General features: G+C 62.3%; 22 protein-coding genes and 3 tRNA genes. 12 read left to right on the top strand and 13 right to left on the bottom strand.

Annotation, left to right across the window (positions count from 1 at the left end; all coding sequences use genetic code 11):
- Window positions 1–3: 3 nt before the first annotated feature.
- Window positions 4–990, bottom strand: a complete 987-nt coding sequence (locus AC1C2Q_RS06610) for a LacI family DNA-binding transcriptional regulator (RefSeq protein ID WP_495430280.1) — start codon at window positions 988–990, stop codon at window positions 4–6.
- Between the two features lie 189 nt (window positions 991–1,179).
- Here AC1C2Q_RS06610 and AC1C2Q_RS06605 point away from each other — a divergent pair, with 189 nt between their 5' ends.
- Complete coding sequence (locus AC1C2Q_RS06605) at window positions 1,180–2,403, top strand: endo-1,4-beta-xylanase (protein ID WP_495449462.1); 1,224 nt, start codon at window positions 1,180–1,182, stop codon at window positions 2,401–2,403.
- Window positions 2,404–2,447: 44 nt separating this feature from the next.
- Window positions 2,448–3,974 (top strand): alpha-N-arabinofuranosidase, encoded by a 1,527-nt coding sequence (locus AC1C2Q_RS06600; protein WP_495430278.1) that lies wholly within the window; start codon window positions 2,448–2,450, stop codon window positions 3,972–3,974.
- 19 nt (window positions 3,975–3,993) lie between these two features.
- Here the strand turns inward: AC1C2Q_RS06600 and AC1C2Q_RS06595 are convergent, their stop codons facing one another.
- Entirely contained in the window at window positions 3,994–5,058 is a 1,065-nt protein-coding gene (locus tag AC1C2Q_RS06595; RefSeq protein WP_495449461.1) for a hypothetical protein, read from the bottom strand.
- A 43-nt stretch (window positions 5,059–5,101) separates the two neighbouring features.
- On the opposite strand from AC1C2Q_RS06595, the gene AC1C2Q_RS06590 reads away from it, so the two are divergent.
- Window positions 5,102–6,169 (top strand): AAA family ATPase, encoded by a 1,068-nt coding sequence (locus AC1C2Q_RS06590; protein ID WP_495449460.1) that lies wholly within the window; start codon window positions 5,102–5,104, stop codon window positions 6,167–6,169.
- 137 nt (window positions 6,170–6,306) lie between these two features.
- Here the strand turns inward: AC1C2Q_RS06590 and AC1C2Q_RS06585 are convergent, their stop codons facing one another.
- Complete coding sequence (locus AC1C2Q_RS06585) at window positions 6,307–7,113, bottom strand: class II glutamine amidotransferase (RefSeq protein WP_495449459.1); 807 nt, start codon at window positions 7,111–7,113, stop codon at window positions 6,307–6,309.
- 130 nt (window positions 7,114–7,243) lie between these two features.
- Here AC1C2Q_RS06585 and AC1C2Q_RS06580 point away from each other — a divergent pair, with 130 nt between their 5' ends.
- From AC1C2Q_RS06580 to AC1C2Q_RS06570, 3 genes are all read left to right on the top strand, one after another.
- Window positions 7,244–8,416, top strand: a complete 1,173-nt coding sequence (locus tag AC1C2Q_RS06580) for a glutamate--cysteine ligase (RefSeq protein ID WP_495449458.1) — start codon at window positions 7,244–7,246, stop codon at window positions 8,414–8,416.
- Window positions 8,417–8,475: 59 nt separating this feature from the next.
- Window positions 8,476–9,516, top strand: a complete 1,041-nt coding sequence (locus AC1C2Q_RS06575; RefSeq protein ID WP_495449457.1) for an alpha/beta fold hydrolase — start codon at window positions 8,476–8,478, stop codon at window positions 9,514–9,516.
- A 79-nt stretch (window positions 9,517–9,595) separates the two neighbouring features.
- Complete coding sequence (locus AC1C2Q_RS06570; RefSeq protein ID WP_495449456.1) at window positions 9,596–9,949, top strand: hypothetical protein; 354 nt, start codon at window positions 9,596–9,598, stop codon at window positions 9,947–9,949.
- Here AC1C2Q_RS06570 and AC1C2Q_RS06565 read toward each other — a convergent pair whose 3' ends face one another.
- Window positions 9,950–10,456 carry a GrpB family protein gene (locus AC1C2Q_RS06565; protein WP_495449455.1) on the bottom strand — a complete coding sequence of 169 codons (507 nt, stop codon included), beginning with the start codon at window positions 10,454–10,456 and terminating at the stop codon, window positions 9,950–9,952. It lies immediately after the preceding gene.
- A gap of 353 nt (window positions 10,457–10,809) precedes the next feature.
- Here AC1C2Q_RS06565 and AC1C2Q_RS06560 point away from each other — a divergent pair, with 353 nt between their 5' ends.
- Entirely contained in the window at window positions 10,810–11,166 is a 357-nt protein-coding gene (locus AC1C2Q_RS06560) for a hypothetical protein (protein ID WP_495449454.1), read from the top strand.
- 551 nt (window positions 11,167–11,717) lie between these two features.
- On the opposite strand, the gene AC1C2Q_RS06555 is transcribed toward AC1C2Q_RS06560, so the two are convergent.
- Window positions 11,718–12,611 carry an FRG domain-containing protein gene (locus AC1C2Q_RS06555; protein ID WP_495449453.1) on the bottom strand — a complete coding sequence of 298 codons (894 nt, stop codon included), beginning with the start codon at window positions 12,609–12,611 and terminating at the stop codon, window positions 11,718–11,720.
- Window positions 12,612–12,686: 75 nt separating this feature from the next.
- On the opposite strand from AC1C2Q_RS06555, the gene AC1C2Q_RS06550 reads away from it, so the two are divergent.
- Window positions 12,687–13,451, top strand: a complete 765-nt coding sequence (locus AC1C2Q_RS06550; protein WP_495449452.1) for a DUF5677 domain-containing protein — start codon at window positions 12,687–12,689, stop codon at window positions 13,449–13,451.
- A 174-nt stretch (window positions 13,452–13,625) separates the two neighbouring features.
- Entirely contained in the window at window positions 13,626–14,519 is an 894-nt protein-coding gene (locus AC1C2Q_RS06545) for a DNA adenine methylase (protein WP_495450553.1), read from the top strand.
- On the opposite strand, the gene AC1C2Q_RS06540 is transcribed toward AC1C2Q_RS06545, so the two are convergent.
- The 5 genes from AC1C2Q_RS06540 to AC1C2Q_RS06520 all read right to left on the bottom strand — a co-directional run bounded on the left by AC1C2Q_RS06540 (window position 14,455) and on the right by AC1C2Q_RS06520 (window position 17,795).
- Window positions 14,455–16,080 (bottom strand): hypothetical protein, encoded by a 1,626-nt coding sequence (locus AC1C2Q_RS06540; RefSeq protein WP_495449451.1) that lies wholly within the window; start codon window positions 16,078–16,080, stop codon window positions 14,455–14,457. The two genes, AC1C2Q_RS06545 and AC1C2Q_RS06540, sit on opposite strands and share 65 nt — an antisense overlap.
- Before the next feature lie 249 nt (window positions 16,081–16,329).
- Window positions 16,330–17,244 (bottom strand): hypothetical protein, encoded by a 915-nt coding sequence (locus AC1C2Q_RS06535; RefSeq protein WP_495449450.1) that lies wholly within the window; start codon window positions 17,242–17,244, stop codon window positions 16,330–16,332.
- Between the two features lie 232 nt (window positions 17,245–17,476).
- Window positions 17,477–17,549: transfer RNA gene (locus AC1C2Q_RS06530), tRNA-Phe, on the bottom strand.
- 73 nt (window positions 17,550–17,622) lie between these two features.
- Window positions 17,623–17,696: transfer RNA gene (locus AC1C2Q_RS06525), tRNA-Asp, on the bottom strand.
- 26 nt (window positions 17,697–17,722) lie between these two features.
- A tRNA-Glu gene (locus AC1C2Q_RS06520) sits at window positions 17,723–17,795 on the bottom strand.
- Window positions 17,796–18,024: 229 nt separating this feature from the next.
- On the opposite strand from AC1C2Q_RS06520, the gene AC1C2Q_RS06515 reads away from it, so the two are divergent.
- Window positions 18,025–19,482 carry a peptidoglycan DD-metalloendopeptidase family protein gene (locus AC1C2Q_RS06515; RefSeq protein ID WP_495450552.1) on the top strand — a complete coding sequence of 486 codons (1,458 nt, stop codon included), beginning with the start codon at window positions 18,025–18,027 and terminating at the stop codon, window positions 19,480–19,482.
- 75 nt (window positions 19,483–19,557) lie between these two features.
- On the opposite strand, the gene ppa is transcribed toward AC1C2Q_RS06515, so the two are convergent.
- Together ppa and AC1C2Q_RS06505 are read right to left on the bottom strand one after the other, a co-directional pair.
- A complete protein-coding gene (ppa, locus tag AC1C2Q_RS06510; RefSeq protein WP_495449449.1) occupies window positions 19,558–20,049 on the bottom strand; it encodes an inorganic diphosphatase in 492 nt (163 codons plus the stop codon).
- 43 nt (window positions 20,050–20,092) lie between these two features.
- Window positions 20,093–20,704, bottom strand: coding sequence for a TMEM175 family protein (locus AC1C2Q_RS06505; RefSeq protein WP_495449448.1), 612 nt, complete (start codon window positions 20,702–20,704; stop codon window positions 20,093–20,095).
- Between the two features lie 64 nt (window positions 20,705–20,768).
- Between AC1C2Q_RS06505 and tilS the strand changes: the two genes are divergently transcribed.
- Window positions 20,769–21,797 (top strand): tRNA lysidine(34) synthetase TilS, encoded by a 1,029-nt coding sequence (gene tilS, locus AC1C2Q_RS06500; RefSeq protein ID WP_495449447.1) that lies wholly within the window; start codon window positions 20,769–20,771, stop codon window positions 21,795–21,797.
- A gap of 35 nt (window positions 21,798–21,832) precedes the next feature.
- Here the strand turns inward: tilS and AC1C2Q_RS06495 are convergent, their stop codons facing one another.
- Window positions 21,833–22,408, bottom strand: coding sequence for a DUF937 domain-containing protein (locus AC1C2Q_RS06495; RefSeq protein WP_495449446.1), 576 nt, complete (start codon window positions 22,406–22,408; stop codon window positions 21,833–21,835).
- An 86-nt stretch (window positions 22,409–22,494) separates the two neighbouring features.
- On the opposite strand from AC1C2Q_RS06495, the gene hpt reads away from it, so the two are divergent.
- On the top strand, window positions 22,495–23,046 hold the full coding sequence (hpt, locus tag AC1C2Q_RS06490) for a hypoxanthine phosphoribosyltransferase (RefSeq protein WP_495449445.1): 552 nt from the start codon (window positions 22,495–22,497) through the stop codon (window positions 23,044–23,046).
- Window positions 23,047–23,051 lie beyond the last annotated feature (5 nt).

Genomic DNA, 23,051 nt, shown 5'->3' with positions numbered 1-23,051 from the left:
ATTTCAGCGCGTGGAACCGCGCACCACCAGGCTTACCGGCATAACCACGTGTTCAGGCGCTTCGCTGAGGCCGGCCATTCGCTGATTGAGCAGTCGCACGGCCGTTGCGGACAGATCGTCATGGTTCGGGTTGATCGATGTCAGGCCCGGTGTCACGAACTCGTCGATGTCGAGATCGTCAAAGCCGACGACCTGCACATCGTCAGGAACGCGGATGCCGCGTTCGCCAAGCGCCGCCAGCGCCCCGTGCGCGAGGATGTCGGTGACGGCGAAAACGCCGTCGAATCTGCGACCTGAATCCAACAGTTTCCGCATTGCATCGCGGGCACTGCTCATCGAGTATTCCTCGACCGGGACCACGAGCCCTGGGTCGCACGCGAGTTCTGCCTCGCGGTGGGCTGTCTCCCAGCCTTCGCGGCGGGCCGAGGCCATGCTGCGCTCGGTCTCGAATCGGCCGCCGATCACAGCGATGTGCCGAGCGCCTCGTGAAATGAGGTGCTCGGTGGCCAAGCGTCCGCCCTCCTCATTGTCCAAGCGCACATGGTCGAGGCTGGCTGGCATGTCCCGTTCGCCCAGCAGCACCAGCGGCACGGTCTTGCCCGCAATCTCGAGTTCAGCAGGGCTGACTCCGAAAGCGGACAGCAGCACTCCGTCGTACATGCGCAGTCGGGAGAGCGACAACGCTTCGCGCTCGTGTTCCGCGGTCCCGGCCGTTCGCTCGAGCACAAGGTGGTGCCCAGACGCTTCGAGGAGCAGAGCGAGCCGGTCGGCCACGGCGCCGAAGTAATCATGGAAGCTCGGCACGATGAGTGCGACAGCGTCGGTTCGCCCTGAACGCAGATTGCGCGCGGTGAGGTTGATCTCATATCCCAGGTCGGACACGACGTTGAGAACGCGTTCGCGGGTGGCCTCGGATGCCCGCGGGCGTCCGTTCAGAATATGGGAGACAGTCATCACCGACACGCCTGCTGCACGTGCGACATCGCTCATTGTGACCATTGTGACCCTCCCTGCACAGTCTCTCAGACACCGACGTCCGACTTGACCTCGATGGGTGGCGCAGTATGCTTAGTCTATCGATATACAAACAGCCGCGCTGAGCGATGGTAGTGACCCGCTCCGCGCGCGGCGTCATCGACATGACCGTCGTTTAGCCCGCGGCGGATGGGACGGCCACCGGTGAGCAGTATCAGCGAACCCGATCTGTACGCGCACCGCCGTGGCAATGCGGTGATCGAGCTCGTTGATGCGAGCGGAGCGCCCCTCGCCAGCGCCGACCTCACGATGCGGCAGGTACATCACGCATTCCAGTTCGGCTGCACCACCGTCGATCTCGACGCCGATGAGAGCCTCCGGGAACTTTGGCTCAATCTGTTCGACACGGCAACGCTCGCGCAGTTCTACTGGGGACGCTACGAGCCAGAACGGGGGCACACCGCCCGCGAGTACGTCGAGCGGCTCGCCCGCTGGTATGCAGACAGGGGTGTGCGACTGAAGGGGCATCCCCTCGTGTGGCATACCGTCAAACCTCGTTGGCTCGATGCCCTGCCGCTGCATGAGGCAGAGGCGGAACTGCGTGCGCGAATCCGCCGGGAGACACACGACTTTGCGGGGCTCATCGATGCCTGGGATGCCATCAACGAGGTCGTCATAATGCCACGCTTTCAGAACGAACCGGATGGCGTTCCTAATGCGGTGACTCGCCTGGCGGCGCAGAAGGGCAGGATCGAGATGGTCCGCCTTGCGGTGGACGAGGCTCGCAGCCAGGGGACGAATCCGTTCCTCGTGCTGAATGACTTCGATCTCGGCCCGGAGTATGAGCAACTCGTCGAGGCAGTTCTGGATGCCGGCATCCAGATCGACGCGATCGGGCTGCAGTCGCACATGCATCAGGGCTTCCGTGGCGAAGATCAGTTGCGTGACATTTGCGACCGATTCGGTCGTTTCGGCCTGCCGTTGCACTGGACGGAGACGACGCTCGTCTCCGGTGACCTAATGCCTCCCGAAATCGACGACCTCAATGACTTCCGTGTGGCGGAATGGCCTTCCACAGTCGAGGGCGAGGCCAGGCAGGCGGATGACATCGTGCGGCACTACCGCACACTGGTCGCGCACCCCGCCGTGCAGTCGATCACGTACTGGGGCCTGGACGACGCGAGCGCTTGGCTGGGCGCGCCTGCCGGACTCGTACGCGTCGACGGCACCCCCAAACCTTCATACGACGCGCTTCGGGATCTCATCCGCGGGGAGTGGTGGATGGCTGATCGCGACTGCCGCAGCGATGCCGATGGGCGGGTCGAGCTGACCGGCTTCGCCGGCACCTATGAGATCACGACCGAATCCGGAAGCGCGATATTCGACATCGCGCCGGGCCACTCGAGGGTCGTTGCGCAACTTCGATGACTTTCGAGCACGACAACACACCATCCAACTTGGAGACAGACACATTGAGCGCTGACCTGGCCGCCATTATCAACCTCGACCTGCCGGGTGCGACGATCAGTCGGCATATCTATGGACACTTCGCCGAACACCTCGGACGCTGCATTTACGGCGGTTTCTTCGTCGGCGAGAACTCCGAGATCCCGAACGAGGACGGCATCCGTCTCGATGTCGTCGACGCGCTGCGCGCGATCCGCATCCCCAACCTGCGCTGGCCCGGCGGGTGCTTCGCCGATGACTACCACTGGAAGGACGGCATCGGCCCGCGCGACCAGCGTTCACGGATGGTGAACTCGCACTGGGGCGATGTCGTGGAGGACAACTCGTTCGGTACGCACGAGTTCCTGCACCTGTGCGACCTGCTCGGCGCCGAACCGTATATCAACGGCAATGTCGGGTCGGGAACGGTCCGCGAGATGAGTGAGTGGGTCGAATACCTCACGCGTGGGGATGACTCGCCCATGGCGGAACTGCGCCGCGAGAACGGACGGGATGAGCCGTGGAAGGTGCCGTTCTTCGGTATCGGCAATGAGCCGTGGGGGTGCGGTGGCAACATGACGGCCGAGCACTATGCAGACGTCGCGCGCCAATACAGCACGTACATCCGCAACCATGGCGACAATTCTGTCTACAAGATCGCCGCCGGCGCGAACGCCGGCGACTACTCGTGGACGGAGACACTCATGAAGTCGCTCGACTGCAGCAATTGTGGTGGCGAGCTTCGGAAGCACTTTCAGGCGGTGTCGCTGCACTACTACACGATGTCGGGTTCGTGGAGCGATAAAGGTAATGCGACCACCTTCACGGAGGACGAGTGGTACACGACGCTGCGCCAGGCGCGGCACATGGAGGAACTCGTGCGGCGACACAGCGCCGTCATGGATGTCTATGACCCGCAGCGCACTGTGGGGCTCGTCGTTGATGAGTGGGGAACGTGGTGGAACGTTGAGGAAGGCACGAACCCCGGCTTCCTGTACCAGCAGAACACCTTGCGCGACGCGCTGGTGGCATCCGTCCATTTCGATGTGTTCCACACATTCGCCAATCGCGTCGCGATGGCCAATATCGCCCAGACAGTCAACGTGCTGCAGGCCATGATCCTCACCGATCCTGACACCGGCGCACTCGTGCTCACCCCGAGCTATCACGTATTCGAGATGAACACGGGGCATCATGATGCGGCATCCCTCGACGTCTCGTTCACGGGCGACATCCCGGCACGTGACGTGGACGGCACGCAGCTGTCGCTGATATCGGCGTCGGCATCCACGAAGGACGGGGCGGCGCTCATCTCGCTGTCGAATCTCGACGCCGCCGAAGCGCGCACCATCGTGCTCGATCTGCGCGGCCGCGACGTCACGGGTTTCGCGGCCCGGGTGCTGACGGGCGGCTCGCTGCAGGCACACAACACGCCCGATACCCCAGACGCGGTCGCGCCGGTTGCTCATGACGGCATCCGCGTACACTCGCGCGGCCTCGAGGTAGAACTGCCAGCACATTCCTACGTCACGGTTTCGATCGAGCTGAGCTGAGCCGATCAGGGGCCGCCCGTCAGGCTTGAACCCACTCGTCGCCGTCGCGGGTTCGGATCCAGCGCTGACGTGGCTGCTCCTGCTCGTGTGCAGCGTCCGTGAGCCAGATGGTGGCATCCGGCGCCCATCCTCCGATGACCGTCGCGTACTCCGCATCGATCTTGATGAGTGTTGCGGCAGCGCAGAGATACGCGAGGGTGCTGAGGTGCACGGCATCCCATTCTTTCGCGACACGCAACCAGTCGGGGATGAGCCAGCGCCCATCTCTTCCGGTCACGCGGAACCAATCGTGGCGACGGGATGCTGTGACCTCGAATGGATAGGCGCGGCACAGTTCCGCCCAGTCGTCGGCGGTGCGTATCTCGAGCACGCGTCCGTCGCCGCGGACGGGGATGACGGTCGCGACTTCCCAGCCGAACGAGTCCTCGACGAGTTCGAGCGCGTCCGCGACCCGCCCTTGAGACGTGAGCGGCCGTTGGGGCACCGACCACCATTCTCCCGAGAAGTTCGCATGAGGGTCGCGCGGGCGCACGTGTGCCGCGCGGGTCTCCTCTTCTCGCTGCGCCTGGTCCCACTCGGTGAGAAGAGTCGAGGCATCCGACGGCAGCGGAGAAGCATCCGCCGGCTCGCGCCAATCGATGGCCCACTGCTCGGCTGAGCGCGCAGAGTCCCATCCAGCCGCCGTCTGCGATGAGAGCACGGCTTCAGCGATCCTCGTCAGCACAGCACGCAGCTGCGGAAGTGCTGCGACAGAATCCTCACCGTCGGGCTCCTGCCAGTAACGGGCGAAATCAACCGAGGCCATCAGCGCTGCGCGCACCGCTTCCTCATTCGGGTGCGCCAAGTCGAGTGAATCGAGGAGGGCGACGAGATCTGTCGGAGTGTACTCGGGTGGAGTGAATGACTCGGTCGCGCCGGCGTCGGTGAAAAGAATTGTGCGCCCTGGTTCGGTCCGATATCTGAACCAGAAGACCACCTGTCGGATGTCGCTGGAGACGGCCATCGCATATTCCAGACACAACCGCCTGCCGCGAGAGCCAGCCAGCATGGCTCGCGCGGACGCCGTCGTCGATTCCTCTGCCATGCGTCCATACTGCCGGGAGTCGATCATCACTACGATGCATCAGATGGATCTCTTGCGGCTCGCGGGTGCGCCGGGCGTCGGTAAGTCGACGACGGCGTGGGCTGTCGCGCGGCGCCTCGCGTCCGATGGCGTGGCGACCGGTTACGTCGACATCGATCAATTGGGCATGTGTTATCCGGCTCCGGACAATGATCCGGATCGCTGGATGCTCAAAGAGCGAGCGCTTGCCGGCGTTGCGGAGGAGTTCAGACGCGCCGGCGTGAGTCGGCTGGTTGTCTCCGGGGTCGCGTGGCCGGATGACCCGCCGCCACAGCTCGACGGTGTATCGGTGCGGTCGATATGGCTGGATGCCGCCGAGCGGATCCGATCCGAGCGTCTCAGCTCGCGGAATATCAGCCGGGAGCAGCTCGCACAGTTCTTGTCAGCGGGGAGTGCGGAGGCCGAGCGAGTGAATGCAGCGTGGGATCGGGTCTCGACAGACAACAGCTCGGAGGCCGAAACTGTCGAGGACGTGCTGGCGAGGTGGCAGCCGGACGACGTGCGGGAGTGGTCGACCCGGGCCTTGTCAGCTGCGACGCGGGCCGCGAGTCGAGTGCTGTGGATCACCGGTCCGCGCTTGGCGGGCGCATCGCAGATCGGCTGGGCGGTCGTGAACAGCGAGTGGGGTGTGGGGCGTCGAACAGGATTCGTGGATCTCGCCCAGCTGTCTTTCACATGGAACGTCGAGCGGCCGGTGGGGCTGGCGAACCTCGCGCGCCTGCACGATGCTTTCAGCGACGTAGGAACCGACCGGTTCGTCATGGTCGCGCCACTCGAGGTCGATCCGGCGGCAGTGCGCGCGGCGCTCCTGACCTCGGTGGTGTCCTTCGTGCGGCTCACGCCCCGCCCCGCGGACCTTCGTGCGCATGCCGACGTTCGCAGGCGAGCTGGCGGTCCGCTGCTCGCCGGCGATGATGTCCTCGACGCTTCGGACGACGCGATCAACCGCATCATCCAGGCCGGCAGCGTGCAGGCATCCCTGCCTCTGAGGGAGAACGAGGCCAACGTCTACACGCGAGATCTCTCGATCGAGGATGCCGCGGCGGCCGTGCGGCGGGTTGCTGGGTGGTGACGGCGTTGGCTTGAATCACGCTGCGGACCTTCCTCATTGCACGAGACCAGCGCTGAGGGCGATTGCAGCGGCGCGCTACGTGTGGGTTCGCCTCCGAGTGCGCGATGGGTTTGCGGGTGCTCGTGAAGTAGCACCGACTATGCGAGCGGTACTGGATGCAGCCGCGTCACCTCACGCGTCGCGAGGTCGATCATCACTGCGGTGTCTTCAGGGATCCGTGTCCAGCCGTCCGCGTCGACGCCGCTCGAGATGACGTGCACGGCGTCGTCAGTGATGCGATAGTCCATGGCGTAGTACTCGGTTGCGTGACTGGCGGGCATCGCCTCGGCAGACTCGAAGATCTCGCGGAGGGCTTCGAAGGGCGAGTCGACGCGACTGTTGATGTGAATTGCGAACAGCTTGCTCGGCGTCAGTAGGAGAGCGTTGAGGCTCGAGTTCGGAAACTCACGTACCAAAGTCTCGAGCGCGCGGGTGACCCCGTCGGCTTCATCGCCAGCAGCCTCGTCGATGCATTGCATGATGAGGCGGAAGTAGCGCTCGCTGTCGGTGTCGCCGATGAGCTTCTGCCGTGATGCCGTACTGAGCTGTGATTCGAGGTGAGAGATCGGTGCGATATGGCCGTTGTGAGCAAATGCGTACCCCGCGTCGGTGAACGGGTGGGTGTTCTCAGGCGATACCGGCAGTCCACCTGTCGCCCAGCGCAGGTGTACGAGTCCGCAGCATCCGAGCGCCTGTTCTGAGAGCGCCTTGTATTGGGTGTCGACCGACGCGTTGCGCGCGGATGAGATCGCTTCGGTGTCGCCCCCGAGCGCGCGATGCCATGCCATGCCCCACCCGTCGCTGTGCACCTCGGTGAGCGCGGTGAAGGTCTCGAAGTCGTCGTGTCCGAGGACGTCGACGACCGAAGTCGGACGGGTGGTGACGTAACCAAGCAGTCGACACATGGTGCGGTTCTCCTCTCGCAATCACCCCGAGTTTTCTCTCTTCGACGTGTGCAAGCAACCACGGTTGGCGCTTTGTGCTCTACGCGCAACCCCTGCAGCATCCGTCGAACCAACCTGACAAAATGGGCGCATGCGCACTGTCGGAGTTGAAGAGGAACTGCTGCTCGTCGATGCGGAGAGCGGCCGACCTCGATCGGTTGCCGCGCGCACGCTGCGGTACGGGGCCGAAGCTGCGAAATCTGTTCAGCCCAGCGGTCGCGATGCGTCGGCAGATTCTGAGGCAACGGGGCTGGCCGCCGCATCCGACGATGTACCGGGCGGCTCGCTCGAGCACGAGTTGCAACAGCAGCAGGTCGAAACTGACACGGTTCCGCACACTGACATGGTCGCGCTAGGCGACGATGTTCGGTTGTGGCGTGGGCACGCGATCGCCGCGGCACGGCGTGCAGGTGCTCGGGTGATCGCTTCCGGAACGTCGCCGCTGCCGGCAGGGGCTGCGGTCGTTGACAAACCTCGATATCTGCAGATGGTCGAGCACTTCGGGCTGACCGCAAACGAGCAGCTCACTGGAGCGTGTCACGTGCACGTCTCCGTGGAGTCAGACGATGAGGGCGTCGGTGTGCTTGACCGCATCCGCGGCTGGTTGCCTGTGTTGCTCGCGCTGAGCGCGAATTCGCCGTTCTGGCAGGGTGAGGACACAAAGTATTCGAGTTTTCGCTCGCAGGCCATGGTGCGCTGGCCGACGGCTGGTCCGACTGAGGCGTTCGGAACTGCTGACCGCTACCACGAGCTTGTCGCCTCGATGATCGGTTCCGGTGCCATTTTCGATGAGGGCATGGTCTACTTCGACGCACGATTGTCGCACCACTATCCGACCGTCGAGATTCGTGTTGCCGATGTCTGCCCGGATGCCGCGGACACGGTGCTGATTGCAGCCTTGTGCCGTGGTCTTGTGGATACCGCTGCCGCGGCGTGGCGCGCGGGGGACGAACCGCTGCCCTTCTCCGTTTCGATGCTCCGCCTCATGAGCTGGCAGGCTGGGCGGTTCGGCATCGAAGGTGACCTTATCGATCCAAGAACGCTCAAGCCGCGCGCGGCGCGTGAGGTCGTCGCTGATCTCGTCGATCACATTCGTGCAGCGCTGCGCGAGAACGGCGACGAGGCACTCGTCGACGAACAGGTCGAGCAGATCTTTACGCGGGGCAACGGCGCCATGCGCCAGCGAGCGATGCTCGAGAAGACGGGTCAGCTGAGCGATGTCGTCGCAGAACTCGCCAGGGTCACCGCCGGCCTCGAAGGCTGACGTTCGGTCACGACACAATCCCGCAGCTCGCTCCAGCCTGCGGCACAGGCTCTGACGGTGTGGGCGACCGTCCTTCTAGACTGACCGACATGAGTGACGAAACCGGCCGAGCAGTGATCGTGGATCTGTGCCGCATTCCCAACCCCGAAGCGATCGATCGCACGACATTCGTCGAGCTCGGCGGTGTTGAGCAGTTCGTCTCCATTCGAGGTCGAAGCACAACGAACCCGGTCCTTATCGTCTGCCATGGGGGGCCGGCGCTTCCCTCATTGCCGTCGTCATGGATATGGCAACGAGGAGTTGAAGACTATTTCACGGTCGTCAACTATGACCAGCGTGCCAGTGGCAAGTCTGCGGCAAGCGTGAACGGCGAAATGGACCTGAGCGTCGACAGGTACGTCGAAGATCTCGTGGAACTGATTGCCTGGCTCCAGGGCGAGCTCGGCGTCAGGAAAGTGGGTGTTCTAGGCCACAGCTGGGGAACGATCATCGGCGTCACATTGGCCGAGCGACGACCTGACTTGCTTTGGAGTTACATCGGTGTCGGCCAGGTGATTTCTGGTCCTGAGAACGAAGTTGAGAGCTTCGAGCATGCGATCCGGAGTGCGACTGCGGATCAGAACGATGAAGCACTCGCGGAGCTTCGGGCACTCGGTGAATATCCCGGCGCGCAGCCATTGACCGTTGAGCGAATCGTCACCTGCCGAAAATGGGCGCAGCATTACGGGGGGCTATCTGCGTATCGATCCGACTCCGCTTTTTTCACGGAATCGGAAGAGCTGTCGCCGTACTACACGGACGATGAGTTGGACCTGATCGGCGTCGGACAACAGGCGACCATGCCACTGGTGCTTCCCCAATTGCTTAGCTTTGACGCGCGGGATCAGATCGCGTTCGATGTGCCCGTGCTGCAGTTCCTCGGACGCCACGATTGGACGACCCCGACGGCTCCGGTCGAGCGCTGGATCGAAAGGGTGACTGCACCATCGAAGCACGTTGTCTGGTTCGAGAACTCGGCACACCTATGCATGTATGAAGAGCCGGGGAAATTCGTTGTGAGTCTCGTCAACCTGGCATTGCCGTACGCGGTAGTCGCCTGATCTAACGTTCCTTGGGCTCTCTCCCTTTGAAGTTTCCAGTCCCTAGTCGCGCCGGACCGCCCGGCGTACCATGCAGTGCATGACTGATCGATTCGCGGACACGGTTGTCGTTCCGAACGTCGTCGGTATGCCATTCCACATTGGTCGCGATGTTGCCGACGCTGCTGGCGTCACGTTGGCGAACCCGGACCCGGACGGGCCGCCGATCTCTGGACTAGCGTGGCCAGGACTCTTTTACATCACGTCACAAAGCCCCGTGGCCGGGACGCATATCTATCGCTGGGACTCGGTCGTAATCGAGATTGTGGAGCATGGCACAGCGGAGTCGGGGGCACTGCGTGCCGTCTCGCCGCGACCGCCAGCTGATACGGCGCACGCTGTTCCCGACCGCGAGCAATATGTCGATCTCACTGAAAATGAGGAAAAGTCCTGATTAGTTTCGGTTGAACGAGCCGTTCGTGAGGATCTCGGACACAACAGAAGATTTCGCTCTGGTGTACTCGCCCCATCCGTTTGCCAGCGCTGCTGTTTCCCGTTTGACAGCGAGGTACCTCTCTCGGCTTTTCTTGTCCGTCAGCAGGATTTCGCGGAAGCGTAGCCGTTTGCTCCACTTCTCACCTTGAAACTCGAAGATGTGGATTACGAACACACGAGCTGAACGATCCGGATAGCTCAGCCACGCGTGATCGGCTAGGTCTCCCTCAAGATCGAACCCGCGCCGCACCAGCTCGCGACCAGAAAGCACGATCTCATCCGCAGCTACGCCGACCGCTAGATCGATGACCGGCTTCGCCGGTAGCCCCGGAACAGATGTGGATCCAATGTGCTCGATCTTCGCGTGAGGTAGGTGCTCTAAGAGTTCGACCCCCATCTCGGCGGCCTTTCGCGCCCACATTTCGTACTCACTAGCAACGAGAGTTACGCGCTCGTCGGATGCCATCCAACGAGTTTCGCAGAAATCAACTGCCTGTTTCGTGACCTTGGTGTTTCGAGTCCGCCCTTTCGCTCCGGCATGCAGCGCGTGGACATGAACCATGAGGCCACCGACGAGAACCGATCTGCCCTTCGGCAGGCTGGATGCGAGCTCAATTGCTAGCGACCATGGCGGCGCAGTCGCGACTAGCTCTACAACGTGGGGTGACGTCCGGGGACAGGAAGCTGGGCTATTGGCCGGGATTGAGCAGATGCGAAATGCCCGAGAAGGCCGCACGCTCGGGAGCGTTCGGCTCGCTTCGCTCATTTAAAGATGCGCGCGTCACGCCCGGCCGCCACGCCAGTCGCTACAGTGCCGTCATGAGCAACATGGAATCACCGAGCCGAGTCGGCGCCGCCATTGGGTGGTGGGGTCTGCAGCTGGTCGTGGCTTTGATGGGTGCCGTCCATATGTGGTTGTCGCAACTGAGTGTCGCCAGTTGCACGGCGACCTCATGCGATTACTCCGCCTTTTCCGCTTCGATCAACACCTTCTACATCGGAGCGGTCGATCTACTGGTGGCGACTGCCGTGGTCATTCACATATTGCGGGATCGCGGCTGGGCTGCCGTCGCTGCTCCAATCATCGGAACGATTCTGATTCTTGTATTGCTTGCGGCAACCTACGCCGTCAGTCGTGCTGCACTGCAGCTTCCGCTGTTCGGAGGGCGGATCTGACGGGCTTTTTCGATCACCTTCGGGGGCCTGAGGGGTGAACCGGAACCTGCTACCGGCACACCATTTGGACGCAGTGGACGCAGTGGACGCAGTGGACGCAGAAGACGTTTTGTCTCGCTTCGCTCGCTCAGCAACCGCCGAGGGCGTTTCGTCTCGCTGCGCGCGCTCAACGTCCGGGAGTTCCACTCGCTCAACGACCGGGCCGGAACAGGCCAGGGGAGCTGCTCGGAAACCGCCTTTCACCAGGGAAAAGCAAAACCCCCGCCATGTTAGAAGCTAGGCGGGGGTTTCTAGGATGACTGTAATGATCACCCGTGTGGCTCCGACGGGCGTCGATCCCGTGACCTCACGATTTTCAGTTGGATTCGGTGGGCTAGCGAGTGCCCGTTGGTCGCCGTTTGCCGCGTGATTCCGCGGAAGTTGTCATGGTTGGTCGCGACTGGTTGAGGGTGGTTTCAGTGGGGCTACCGGCACATTACCGGCACACGACAGACCATCGTCGATCAGCCGGTCGCGGCAGGTGCGTTTTAGGTTGCGCTCCGGAGATCCAATTACGATGCGGGCGACAAATCAAGCTCCAACTTCCGTGCTCGGCCGTATGTGCTCGAGAACTGTGTAATGAATGGCTGGTGCCACGGCGTTGGATAAATCGCTTCGATGGACAGGCCTGACCGATCTTCAAGCAACTGGCGCAAGTACGGCTTGCTTGCAGCGGGTACAACGATCCGGAACGCCTGGACTCGACCGAGATGGCCGTTGCCTCTCTGACCACGGTTTTTTATCCGATTCTCGATGAAATTGGGTTCGTCGAGTGCGAGATCTAGGGGCAGAGTCGTGTCGCTCCAATTGTTTTCGTTAGAGAGGGGCGCGATGAGGAAAGATCCACGCTGAATACGGAGTCGTTCCGTCACATCAGGAGCCCTGTACCACCACACTCCATCCTGCAGAGTGGACGCAACCTGAGCAAGTGAGCGAGAGTCGAGTGGTTCAATCCATCGCTCCCGGGGTGGGCGCGCGATACCGAACAATGAACCGGTTGAGCCGTCGAGTCTTTCCGGCTTCTTGGCATCAGCGAAGGCGATCATCCAAAGTGCGATCAGTGGATCCGTGCTGACATCGAGCAACGGAGTAGCTGCGCCGTGATGCTGCAGATTGGCTAACAGCGCGAGATCCGGAAGGGTATGGCCGTCCCGTTCATCGAGCCTTAGCCCTCGGGCGGAGTCGAGTAGCGACTTTGTTGCCTTAGTCGCGGTGGCGTCGGTGTGAGGCAACGTAGACCTGACCACGCGGGTGTGGACCCCCGGCTCGATACCAAAACTGCCCTCAGCCTGTCCGCGCCATAACCATACGCGCTCCTGGAATGTCGAGTGAAGCCACATTGCCGCGGACAGGATGTCCCGCGCCTTCGTCTCGGCGTTGGTTGAGGTGGATCGCCATTGGTGCATGCGCTCACGTTAGCGAAGGATTCGCTTCAAGTGACAGGGCGGCGACAATCCGTCTAACTCAGTAGATTGAGCGCTATGGGAATCCGTCCTAACCGAAGCCAACTTGAACCATGGATGTTGAGATTTATCCAGGACAGCGGGCACGCAGAGGGTATCCAAGTTCTTGAGGAGTATGCGTGGGACTTTCGAGTGCTGGGAGGTCTGCTCGAACGAGTACGAAGAATGGCGAGAGGCTATCTTCACCTAGAGAAGCGCGGATACGCCGCAGAAGGTCGAGTTCTAGTTCGAAGCGCGTTGGAGCATGCGGTTACGGCACAGTGGGCATACCTCGTTCCAGATGGGCTCCGGCGTCTTGAGGTTGGGTTGCTTCGATCACGAGCCGACTATGCGAAGAGATCGCGTGATGCGGCGGACCCTGAGTGGGCTGACATCATTAGGCATGTCGAGTCCCAGATCCCTCGCGACGAGAACGGAGATCCGCGCCCTAGCATGCCCAAGTTCACCGGGTATCAAGGCGTCGCATCTGAACTCGACCACACCGGGTACCTTCGGCGGGCGTATGCGGTGCTCTCCCGAGTCAGTCATGTGACCGATCAGGCAGTTACTGACTACTTCGTGGACACGAGCGGCGTGGTTGCAGTGGCTGATGCGCCTTCGGATGTGCACGAACTGGATGTTTATCACACGCTCGCGACGAGCTGTTGTCTTGCAGCATGGGTGCTTGCACGCCTGGAGGGTGACTCTCGCGGGATTGAGTTGGCGACGAGCCAAGGGCTCCTCTGGAGACTCGACACGAACCTGCCACGGGAGCGGCGCAGATTTCCGGATGAGCATGATTGAGCCACAGGTGCGCTGCGAGGAGGCGTCGATGCCCGTCTGCTGGGCGATTTCGTAGAGTGGCGTTTTCCGATACAGGGCAGGCAATCGCTACAGCGCGGTCAGTGTTCGGCATGTCGCATCGAGAGCCGTAAGGTGGGACATCGAGCTTTGATCTCGCGTAGAAGGGCCTTTCACATGACTACACGGCCGCTCGCGATCCGTGCCAGCAGACGTTACGGGACGCTGTCGCCACTTCGTTACCCCGGGGGAAAAGCGGCGCTCGCAGGCTTGTTCGAGGATCTGCTTCGCGAGCTTGGGCTGCCGGATGTCACGTACGTTGAACCGTACGCAGGCGGTGCCGGAGCGGGCATCGCGCTTCTACGCGAAGGTGTAGTGAGTCGGCTAGTTGTGAACGATTTTGATCCGGCCGTGCATGCCTTTTGGCAGAGCATCGTTCACGAGAACGCCGAGTTCGTCCGCATGGTGAAGTCAGCGACACTTACGGTGACCGAGTGGAAACGTCAGCGAGATATTTATCGTGCAGCGGACGCGAGCAATACGCTCGACCTCGGCTTTGCGTTTTTCTACCTAAATCGAACGAATCGCTCGGGTGTGCTTACGGGTGGCGTCATCGGCGGGCTCGACCAGACGGGCAACTACAAGATGGACGCGAGGTTTAATCGGGACACGCTCGTCTCGAGGTTGCGAGCGATCGGTGCCATGTCGGATCAGATCACGGTGAGTGATCACGATGGTCGATCGGTGATCCGTGAGTTCGCGGATGACACAAATGCTTTGATGTACGTCGACCCTCCGTACGTAGCGGCTGGATCGCGGCTCTATCTCAATGCGTTCGATGCAAGAGACCACGCGGATCTCGCTGCGATAATGTCAACGGTTGCCGCAGCCCATTGGATAATGACGTACGATCGCTCGGAGCTGATCGAGCGCCTCTACCGCGACTACTTTTACTTCCCGTATGAGCTTAATTACTCAGCGAGACACCCTGGCCGAGCGTCAGAGCTCATGATTGTTTCGGAGAACCTTGTTGAGGCGATGCGGACAACGTCGGACGCTCAGTCAGCATGAAGCGCACGAGCGGATAGACGACGCGCCACGCAGTATGGACATCTGGCCCGGAAATGTCGAGATTGACACTGTGCGTCACTAAGTTGAACCACTGTCCTGTACCGGGGGTATTGCTTGCTTCCCGCTTCGTCCGGTTTAGTTGTGAGACAGCATGCGCAAGCTGACCGTTCGTCCGTTGGTCGCGGGTTACGATCAGCATCACGTCGCCAAGGGTGCCCGTAGCCTGTAGTCCGTTGCCTGAGCCGTAGTGCTCCTTGATGGATGCTTCTACTACAGAACGCACAAGCATCGCCGCGGCCGCCGGAAAATCTCCAACGTTGATGCGTCGTAGCTCTCGCATTCGATGTTGCAGTGGCAGCGGCAGGTTGCTTTCATCAATCCCGCTCAGCGAGAGGTATGCTTTTGTTTCTGGAGCGTTAGGGCCGCGGCGGATGCTCGGATCATCGCTGTTAGGAGTCTCCTCCGTGGTGCCCATGGATCCGTTGGCGTCATCCGACTGTTCGTCTGACGGAAGACCGTTGCTTTCGTCGTCGGACGTTGCTTCGGCCGGAGTAGGGCCGACATCGTCCGCTGCGGACGGGGCCTCAGCACCGTCATGGGGCCCCGACGGTGATGTCGGCGTGTCTGATTCTTTGGAGCTCGGCTCTGCGATCGACGGTTCATTCCCATCGTCGCCGGCGTCGCCATTGAGTTCTTCGGCCAACGTGGAGCCGCTCATTGCGCTGATGAGAGCCTCATGCTCGGGGGTACCCGCTTTCAGGCCGCGGCGCGTGTTTACTTCGCCAGTGCGGAATGCGTCCAATAGCCGCTCGAGCGCCGCTATCTCAGACTTCGAGCCGGACCACCTGGTCACTCGGGCTTCTGAGTCGAACTCGAGTCCGATCAACTTCTGGATATGCGGGTTTCGGTATGCGTACTCGAATGACGACATTGCGAGCTTCGTTCCGTGGACGAAGCCGGTCACCTCGTCGGACTCGAACTTAGTCGCCATCAGCTTTTCGCGCACGCGACCCATCCGAACTACGCGCGGCACGTCCTTGATAGCTGGCAACTGAGCGCGGAGCTGGTCGAGGCTGGTTCCGTGTGTGAGCTGGGCAAGGACGAACTTTGCCTGCTCGTCGAGATTCCATGCTTTCTTCGGCTGACCGATGTGCAGGCGCGCCAAGACGGGTGCAGCGGCCTCTCTGCTTTCAAAAACCATCACTCGAATCATCGACGGCAGCGACGCTGCCTCGATCGCAAATCGCTTCTTGAGTTGCTCGACTTCGGATTGATGGGCTGGCGCAAGGGACGGGGTGTGAAGTACAAGGAGCGCGGAAACTCGCCGGTTACCTTCGAGCAAGACCCACTTGTTGTTCTCGCGCACCACTATGGGCAGCTCGTTATCGACATACTTGTCACGGAGGATGAGCTTCGCCACTTCGTCAACCTTCTGTTCCGCCCAGAGGTAGTTCATTGCGGCCGTCTCAGATGGCATCGAATTGGCGAACCGATAGTTCGTTACGTCGAGGTGCAGGTCCTGCACCAGGACGTGCTCAATGGGGTTTTCCTTATATGCCACGCCGCATCCTTCCGCTTATTAGTACTCGCATTCTGGCAGACCGTGAGGGAGCGGGATGACGCCGAGGAGCGCCCGGACCGCAGCGGAGCGAGGACCGGACGCACCGCAGGACGGCCTCCCACTCCCTCACAGCCGGCCGCTAGGCCGGCCTTGCATGAGTAAAGAAAGTTCTCACAGCTCGCCTCCCTTCGTGCCGCGACGAGCGACTGAGTGGATAATCGAAGCCGTTGGTGGAGCTGGGCCCCGAGGCTACGTGAATTCCCCCGCGCGCCTAGTTTCGGGAGGATCGCTTGCGAATGCCACCACGGGCAGATCAGCCGTATTCTTTGCAACGCGGTTCATGGCATCGATGAGCCGTGGCCGCGTAGCGCCGGGACCGCCAAGCCAAGTGATGTACTGATCGGCGGTAAGTCGGATGGCGGTGATGAGCTGCAGAGACGCGGCGGTGATGACGGGAAGTGGCGCCTTGAGCCGCGGGGCCGATGGGCCTTCGGTCGGAACCAAGAAGGCGTTGAGGCCCCCCAGCTGTCCGTGGGCGATGCCCGAGTACACGGAGTAGAGCCGCTTCTCGTCGAACAGTTTCGACGTCTCGGCGACGAGGTTCTGAACCATCGCGGAGAGCTCGGGTTTCTTCGATGGGGGAAGTCCCATGCGCGTGAGCTCGGAAGAGTAGAAGTCCCGGCGTTCGGCGGCGTCGACTAGCTCGCCGGTTGTGCGCGATTCGAGCGCGTCGGCAACTCCCACGTCGTATCTCAGATCTGCATAGAGCATCGAGATGATTCGATGAAGATGGGTCTCGAGGTCTACAGCATCCGTGAGCCACAGGGACCGCCCCGCTGCTTCCAGCCCGCCACGTGCCACTGTGATGAGGGCGGTAGCGGGCCGCTTCTCTGTGCGGATGAGCTGGCCAAATGCGCGGGCGCGATCGCAGGCGCTGAGCAATGAACGCTCGGCCAGGCGTGCCGCCTCGAGGACGTGCTGTCCTCCGTCGCGCTGCTCCGCTGCCACGTACAGTCGTGTCGCCGCAGAGGGTTCCGAAGAACCAAGGGTCTTCTCGCTGGGGAGAGATGCGACGGCAGCATTGGAGACATCAATCAAGCTGGATGACAGAATCTTCGCGGTGCGCAGTTCGTCGTTCACATCGAGCCTGGGATTCTCCAACATCAAACCAGGGTATCGGGGAGGTGTCCGGCACAAAACCGGCACAGGCTCCATGCCGAGGGCGTTTCATCTCGCTGCGCGCGCTCAACGTCCGGGAGTTCCACTCGCTCAACGACCAGGCCGGAACCGCCCACGGGAGCGGCTCGGAAACCGCCTCTCACCAGGGCAAAGCAAAACCCCCGCCATGTTAGAAGCTAGGCGGGGGTTTCTAGGATGACTGTAATGATCACCCGTGTGGCTCCGACGGGCGTCGATCCCGTGACCTCACGATTTTCAGTCGTGCGCTCTACCAACTGAGCTACAGAGCCATGCGGCACATCATAAATCTGCCGCAACCTAGACGAAAGGGCCCTTTTCGAAAAAAGGGCCCGTCGCTTAGAGCGACCCTGACGGGACTTGAACCCGCGACCTCCGCCGTGACAGGGCGGCACGCTAACCAACTGCGCTACAGGGCCATGCTATTAAATTGTATCGGATTGAGTGACCCCAACGGGATTCGAACCCGTGCTACCGCCGTGAAAGGGCGGCGTCCTAGGCCGCTAAACGATGGGGCCGAGGCTGTCCCGGGGGACTTCCTTGCCGACGCTCAAGCATAAGCGATCTTTTGAGCAAAACGCGAATCGAGGGCGAGTCATCGTCGCGCCCGGGCGTTTCGGGAGGACGATGGGGTGTCATCTGCCACGTCAGAACATCATCGCTGCTTGTTGCGGATGTTAAAGATGTTGTTACTGTGGCTTATGTGAATCCGTTGGAAGGGGCCCTGTGAACGCCGAGCAGTCCACGATGGACGCTGCGCTCGACGCAGGGGACTCCTGCGGGTGCGCACCCAGCGTCGACGAGCAGCGCACCTTCTGGCAGAAGAGCGCACTCACGCGCCGAAATGCTCTGGGCCTTGGCGCCCTCAGCGTGGTGGCGCTCAGTGCCTTCGGCATCGGTTCCGGCGTCAACGCCGCCTATGCGGCCACGTACCCGAGCTGGGACGACGTGCAGCGCGCCAGGGGCAACGAGGCGGCGAAGGCCACCGAGATCACCCGTATCGAGGGATTGATCCAAGCCCTCACACAGCGGGTCGCCGAGACCCAGGCGGCGGCCGAGGCCGCCGGCAATGAGTACTTCGAGGCACAGCAGGCATTCTTCGACGCGATCGCCGAGGCCGAAGCGCTGCAGACTCAGGCCGACGCGCAGGCGAAGATCGCCGATGAATCCGCGCGCAAGGCCGGACAGGTAGCTGCGCAGCTCTACCGCAACGGCGGCGACGACACCGCCCTCGAGCTCTTCTTCGCCGGCTCTGCCGCAAGTGCCGACCAGTTGCTTTCGCGCCTCGGCACGATGGACAAGCTCCTGCAGTACAACCAGTCGGTCTATGACGACGCAGTCGCTGCTCGCAACTCCGCCCAGTCACTCAGCGATCAGGCTGTCGTCGCTCGCACAGAGCGTGACCGTCTGCAGAAGATCGCCGAAGAGAAAATGCTCGCCGCACAGCAGGCTGCTGCTGCTGCTGAAGCCGCGCTCGCCGAGCAGGCCGAGTACCTCACCACTCTCGAGGCACAGCTCGTAGCGCTGCGAGACGAGACCGCGAAGACGGTCGCCGACTACGAAGCGGGCGTCGCAGAAGCGAAGCGCATCGCTGAAGAGAAGCGCAAGGCTGAAGAAGCGGCGCGACGGGCTGCAGAGGAAGAAGCTCGCCGGAGAGCCGAAGAGGACGCTCGCCGGAGAGCCGAGGAAGAACAGCGCCGGCGAGACGAGGAAGCGGCAAACGGCGGCGGAGGCGGCGGTGGCGGTGCTCCAGCAGGCGCTGGCGGCGGCGACGGTGGCGGTGCGGTCGGTAGCGGAGGCTGGGTCCGACCGCAGGGCGGACACCGATCCTCAGGGTACGGTCCGCGCATGGTGCAGTGCGGCACGGGGTACTGCTCGAGCGGGTACCACTACGGCGTCGACCTCGCCAACGGCTGCGGGGCCCCGATCTTTGCCGCGCAGTCAGGAACAGTCGACTACGCCGGCTGGAACGGCGGCTACGGAAACTACATTCGCGTTCAGCACGGCGGTGGCGTCGGCACCGGCTACGGGCACATCAACGCCATCGTGGTGGGCTGGGGCCAGTGGGTCAATGCCGGCCAGATCATCGCCTACGCGGGCAACACCGGAAACTCTTTCGGATGCCACCTCCACTTCGAGGTGTACATCAACGGCGGCTACACGAACCCGATCGACTTCATGGGTGCGCGCGGAATCGGGGTCTGACCTCGCGAACGCACGAAGAAGCCCTCGGCCGCTGAAATGCGGACACGAGGGCTTCTGTGACGTTGTTGGTGCGGTTCAGTGACCGGTTTCGCCTGCGCGCACGATTGCCTCGTCGAGGATGCGCTGTGCTTCGGCAGCGTTTCCCCACTCGTCGACCTTGACCCATTTGTTGGGCTCGAGGTCCTTGTAGTGCTCGAAGAAGTGAGTGATCTCCTTCTTCGTGTACTCGGCGATGTCGTCGATGTCCTGGATGTGGGCCCAGCGCGGGTCCTTAGCGAGCACGGCGACAAGCTTGTCGTCGCCGCCGGCCTCATCGCTCATCTTCAGCACGGCAACAGGACGCACCTCGACGACGACGCCCGGGAACAGTGCGTGGTCGAGGAGGACGAGTACGTCCAGCGGATCGCCGTCCTCGCCCAGCGTGTTGTCGAAGTAGCCGTAGTCGGCGGGGTATCCGAAGGTCGTGTACAGGACACGGTCGAGGTGTACTCGCCCTGTCTCGTGGTCGACTTCGTACTTCACGCGGCTGCCGCGTGGGATCTCGATGACGGCGTCGTGTGCGCCCATGCGTGTACTCCTCAGGAAAAACGGTCGGATACCGGGAACTACCCTACCTGCGCATCCGCAACAGCAATTTCTCCAGTGGATCGGACAGCGCTACGAGCAGCAGGGCGAAGTACCCGATCATATGCACCCACGCGGCGATGGGAAAGGCAATGCAGAACAGGATGATCGCAGCGATGTCGCCGATCGACCCTCGTCGGAGCTCATCGACGGTGTAATCGGTGAGCACCAGGTGCTTAGCCAAGTACAGCTTTCCGGCGAGCGTGATCACCTGTGTCATGATCAACGTCCCGATGTATAGCGCGGCCTGAAGCGGATCGGTTTCCAGTTGACCGAGCATCGCCGTCGGAACCGGAAGCCACACGATGGTGAGCATCCACGCGACATTGATCCACAGCAGCGGTGTGGAGACGCGACGCACGCGTTCGTACTGCCGATGATGCTCCATCCAGAATGCCGCGATGAGGACGAAGCTGAGACCGAAGCTGATGAGCTGACCGCGGTGCTGCGCGAGGAACGCGCCAGTGCCGATCCCTGAGCCCGCAGCATCAGAGACAGCTTCCAACAACGGCAGGATCAACAGTGTCATCGCGATCGCCACGACAGCATCGACGAACGCCTTCAGGCGCTTCGGTGCAAACGTCGTCGGCTGCGTCACGCGCCCAGACTACGACCGAGTCGGATGCCGCGGTAGGTGTTTCTCGGTGCCGTACCGTTGAGTTGTGCCTTCGCTTGTCCCTGCCATCGCTGAGATCCGCCTCGCCGTGCGCACCGCACTGGTCGACCTGCCCGATGGAGCGACCGTCATCGTCGCTCTTTCTGGAGGTGCGGATTCACTCGCCCTCGCGGCCGCGACGGTATTCGAAGGGCGCTCGCGCCGGATGAGTGTGGTCAGCGCCACGATCGATCACGGGCTGCAGGAGGGGTCGGCGGATGTCGCCGCTGAGGCCGCGGCGAAGGCCGAGAGTCTCGGCATCCGCGCCTTGACCGAGCGTGTGGACGTGGCGAGCTCCTCGACACGAGCAGGCAGCGGTGCGGGTGGTGGTGGTGGTGGTGGTGGCACGGAGGCCGCCGCGCGCGATGCACGCTACGCGGCACTGCGCCGGATCGCTGCAGATGAGAATGCTGCGGCCGTGCTGCTCGGACACACCCTCGATGACCAGGCGGAGACCGTGCTGCTCGGTCTCGCTCGCGGCTCGGGTGCCGCGAGTCTTCAGGGCATGGCCCCGCGCCGCGAAGATGAAGACGACACCGTCTGGCTGCGACCGATGCTGGGCGTGCGTCGTGAGACGACACAAGCGTTCTGCGCAGCATCCGATCTCACGCCCTGGGACGACCCGCACAACTTCGAAGCGCGTTTCGCGCGCGTGCGTGTGCGTGAACGTGTGTTGCCCGTGCTGGAAGCCGAACTCGGCCCCGGCATTGCGGAGGCTTTGACACGCACCGCCGAACAGCTTCGGGAGGATGCCGAGGCGTTCGACGAGATGATCCACGAGACGATCGAAGACATCGTCGAGCACGCCGAGGCGGGCATCTCTGTCAGCGTCGCCGCGCTCGCGGCGAACCCGACCGCACTGCGCAACCGCATCATCCGCCTCGTCGCGCACAGCGAGTTCGGCGCGAGCCTCACCCGCACGCAGACCGTGGAAGTCGCTCGACTCGTCACCGACTGGTCAGGACAGGGCCCCATCGATCTGCCGGGCTGCTCTGCGGTGCGGCAGGGCGGGCGCATCGTCTTCACTGCGCGCTGAGCCGTGCGCGCTGAGCCGCGCTCGCTGAGCGTTCGCTACTTCTTGCCGCCGAACAGACCACCGAGCAGATCGCCGATTCCTCCGCCGGATGACGAACCGCCGCCGAGGATGCCGCCCAGCAGATCGCCGATCCCGCCACCAGACGAGTTGTTGCCGCCTCCTCCGAGGAGTCCTCCGATGAGGTCGCCGATTCCCCCGCCGGACTCCGCACCATCGGTGGAATCCGACTTGTTCTTGTTCGCGATCAAGCCCATGATGATCGGCGCGAGAATCGGCAGAAGCTTGCCGAAGTCGATGCCTGCGGTCTTCTCTGACGCGGTCAGCTTCGCGGCGACATCCTGTGACTGTTCTCCGAGCACGTGCTTGACGATCTTCTCTCCGTCAGCCTGATCGACGTCGTCGATCGTAGTGACGCTCTTCGCGCCCTCATGCTTCTTGAGTGCATTCTTGATCGCCGCAGAGCCCTCTTCGCTCTCGGCATTCTTGGCCAGTCCGCCCAGGAGGACGGCCCCGCCCTGCTCGACCGCAGCCTTGGCGACGTCGGGGGAGACGCCGAGCTTCGCGGCGATGTCATCGATCGGCACCTGCGTGAGGATGTCGTCAAGAGCCATGGTGATTCCTTCCTTCGGCGGGCGTGCGCCCGATCATTCCTCACAGTATTGCGGAACCCATAGCAACCGTCGCCTAAAATCAATCTATGCGCGCGGCTGAGATCCAAGATGACCTTGCAGAGATCCTTGTGACAGAGGAGGAGATCATAGCCAAGCTCGATGAGCTCGCGGCCGTGGTCGCGAAGGACTACGAGGGCAAAGACCTGCTGCTCGTGGGGGTTCTCAAGGGTGCGATCATGGTGATGGCCGACTTCGCCAGAGCGCTGCCATTTCACGCTCCGATGGACTGGATGGCAGTCTCCAGCTATGGCTCGAGCACGAAATCCAGCGGTGTGGTGCAGATCCGCAAGGACCTCGACACCGACCTGCACGGCAAGCACGTACTCATCGTCGAAGACATCATCGACTCCGGCCTGACGCTGAGCTGGCTGCTGGAGAACTTCGAGTCGCGTGGCCCAGAGTCGATTGAGGTGCTGGCGCTGCTACGCAAGCCCGAGGCCGCCAAGGTCGAGATCGACTGCAAGTACGTCGGCTTCGACATTCCCACCGAGTTCGTCGTCGGCTACGGGCTCGACTACGACGAGCGCTACCGCAACCTCCGTGACGTCGCCGTCCTCGCACCGCACATCTACAGCTGAGCGCG

The sequence above is a fragment of the Microbacterium sp. Y356 genome (genome assembly GCF_059445355.1).
This window is presented reverse-complemented; position numbering and strand designations above follow the sequence as displayed.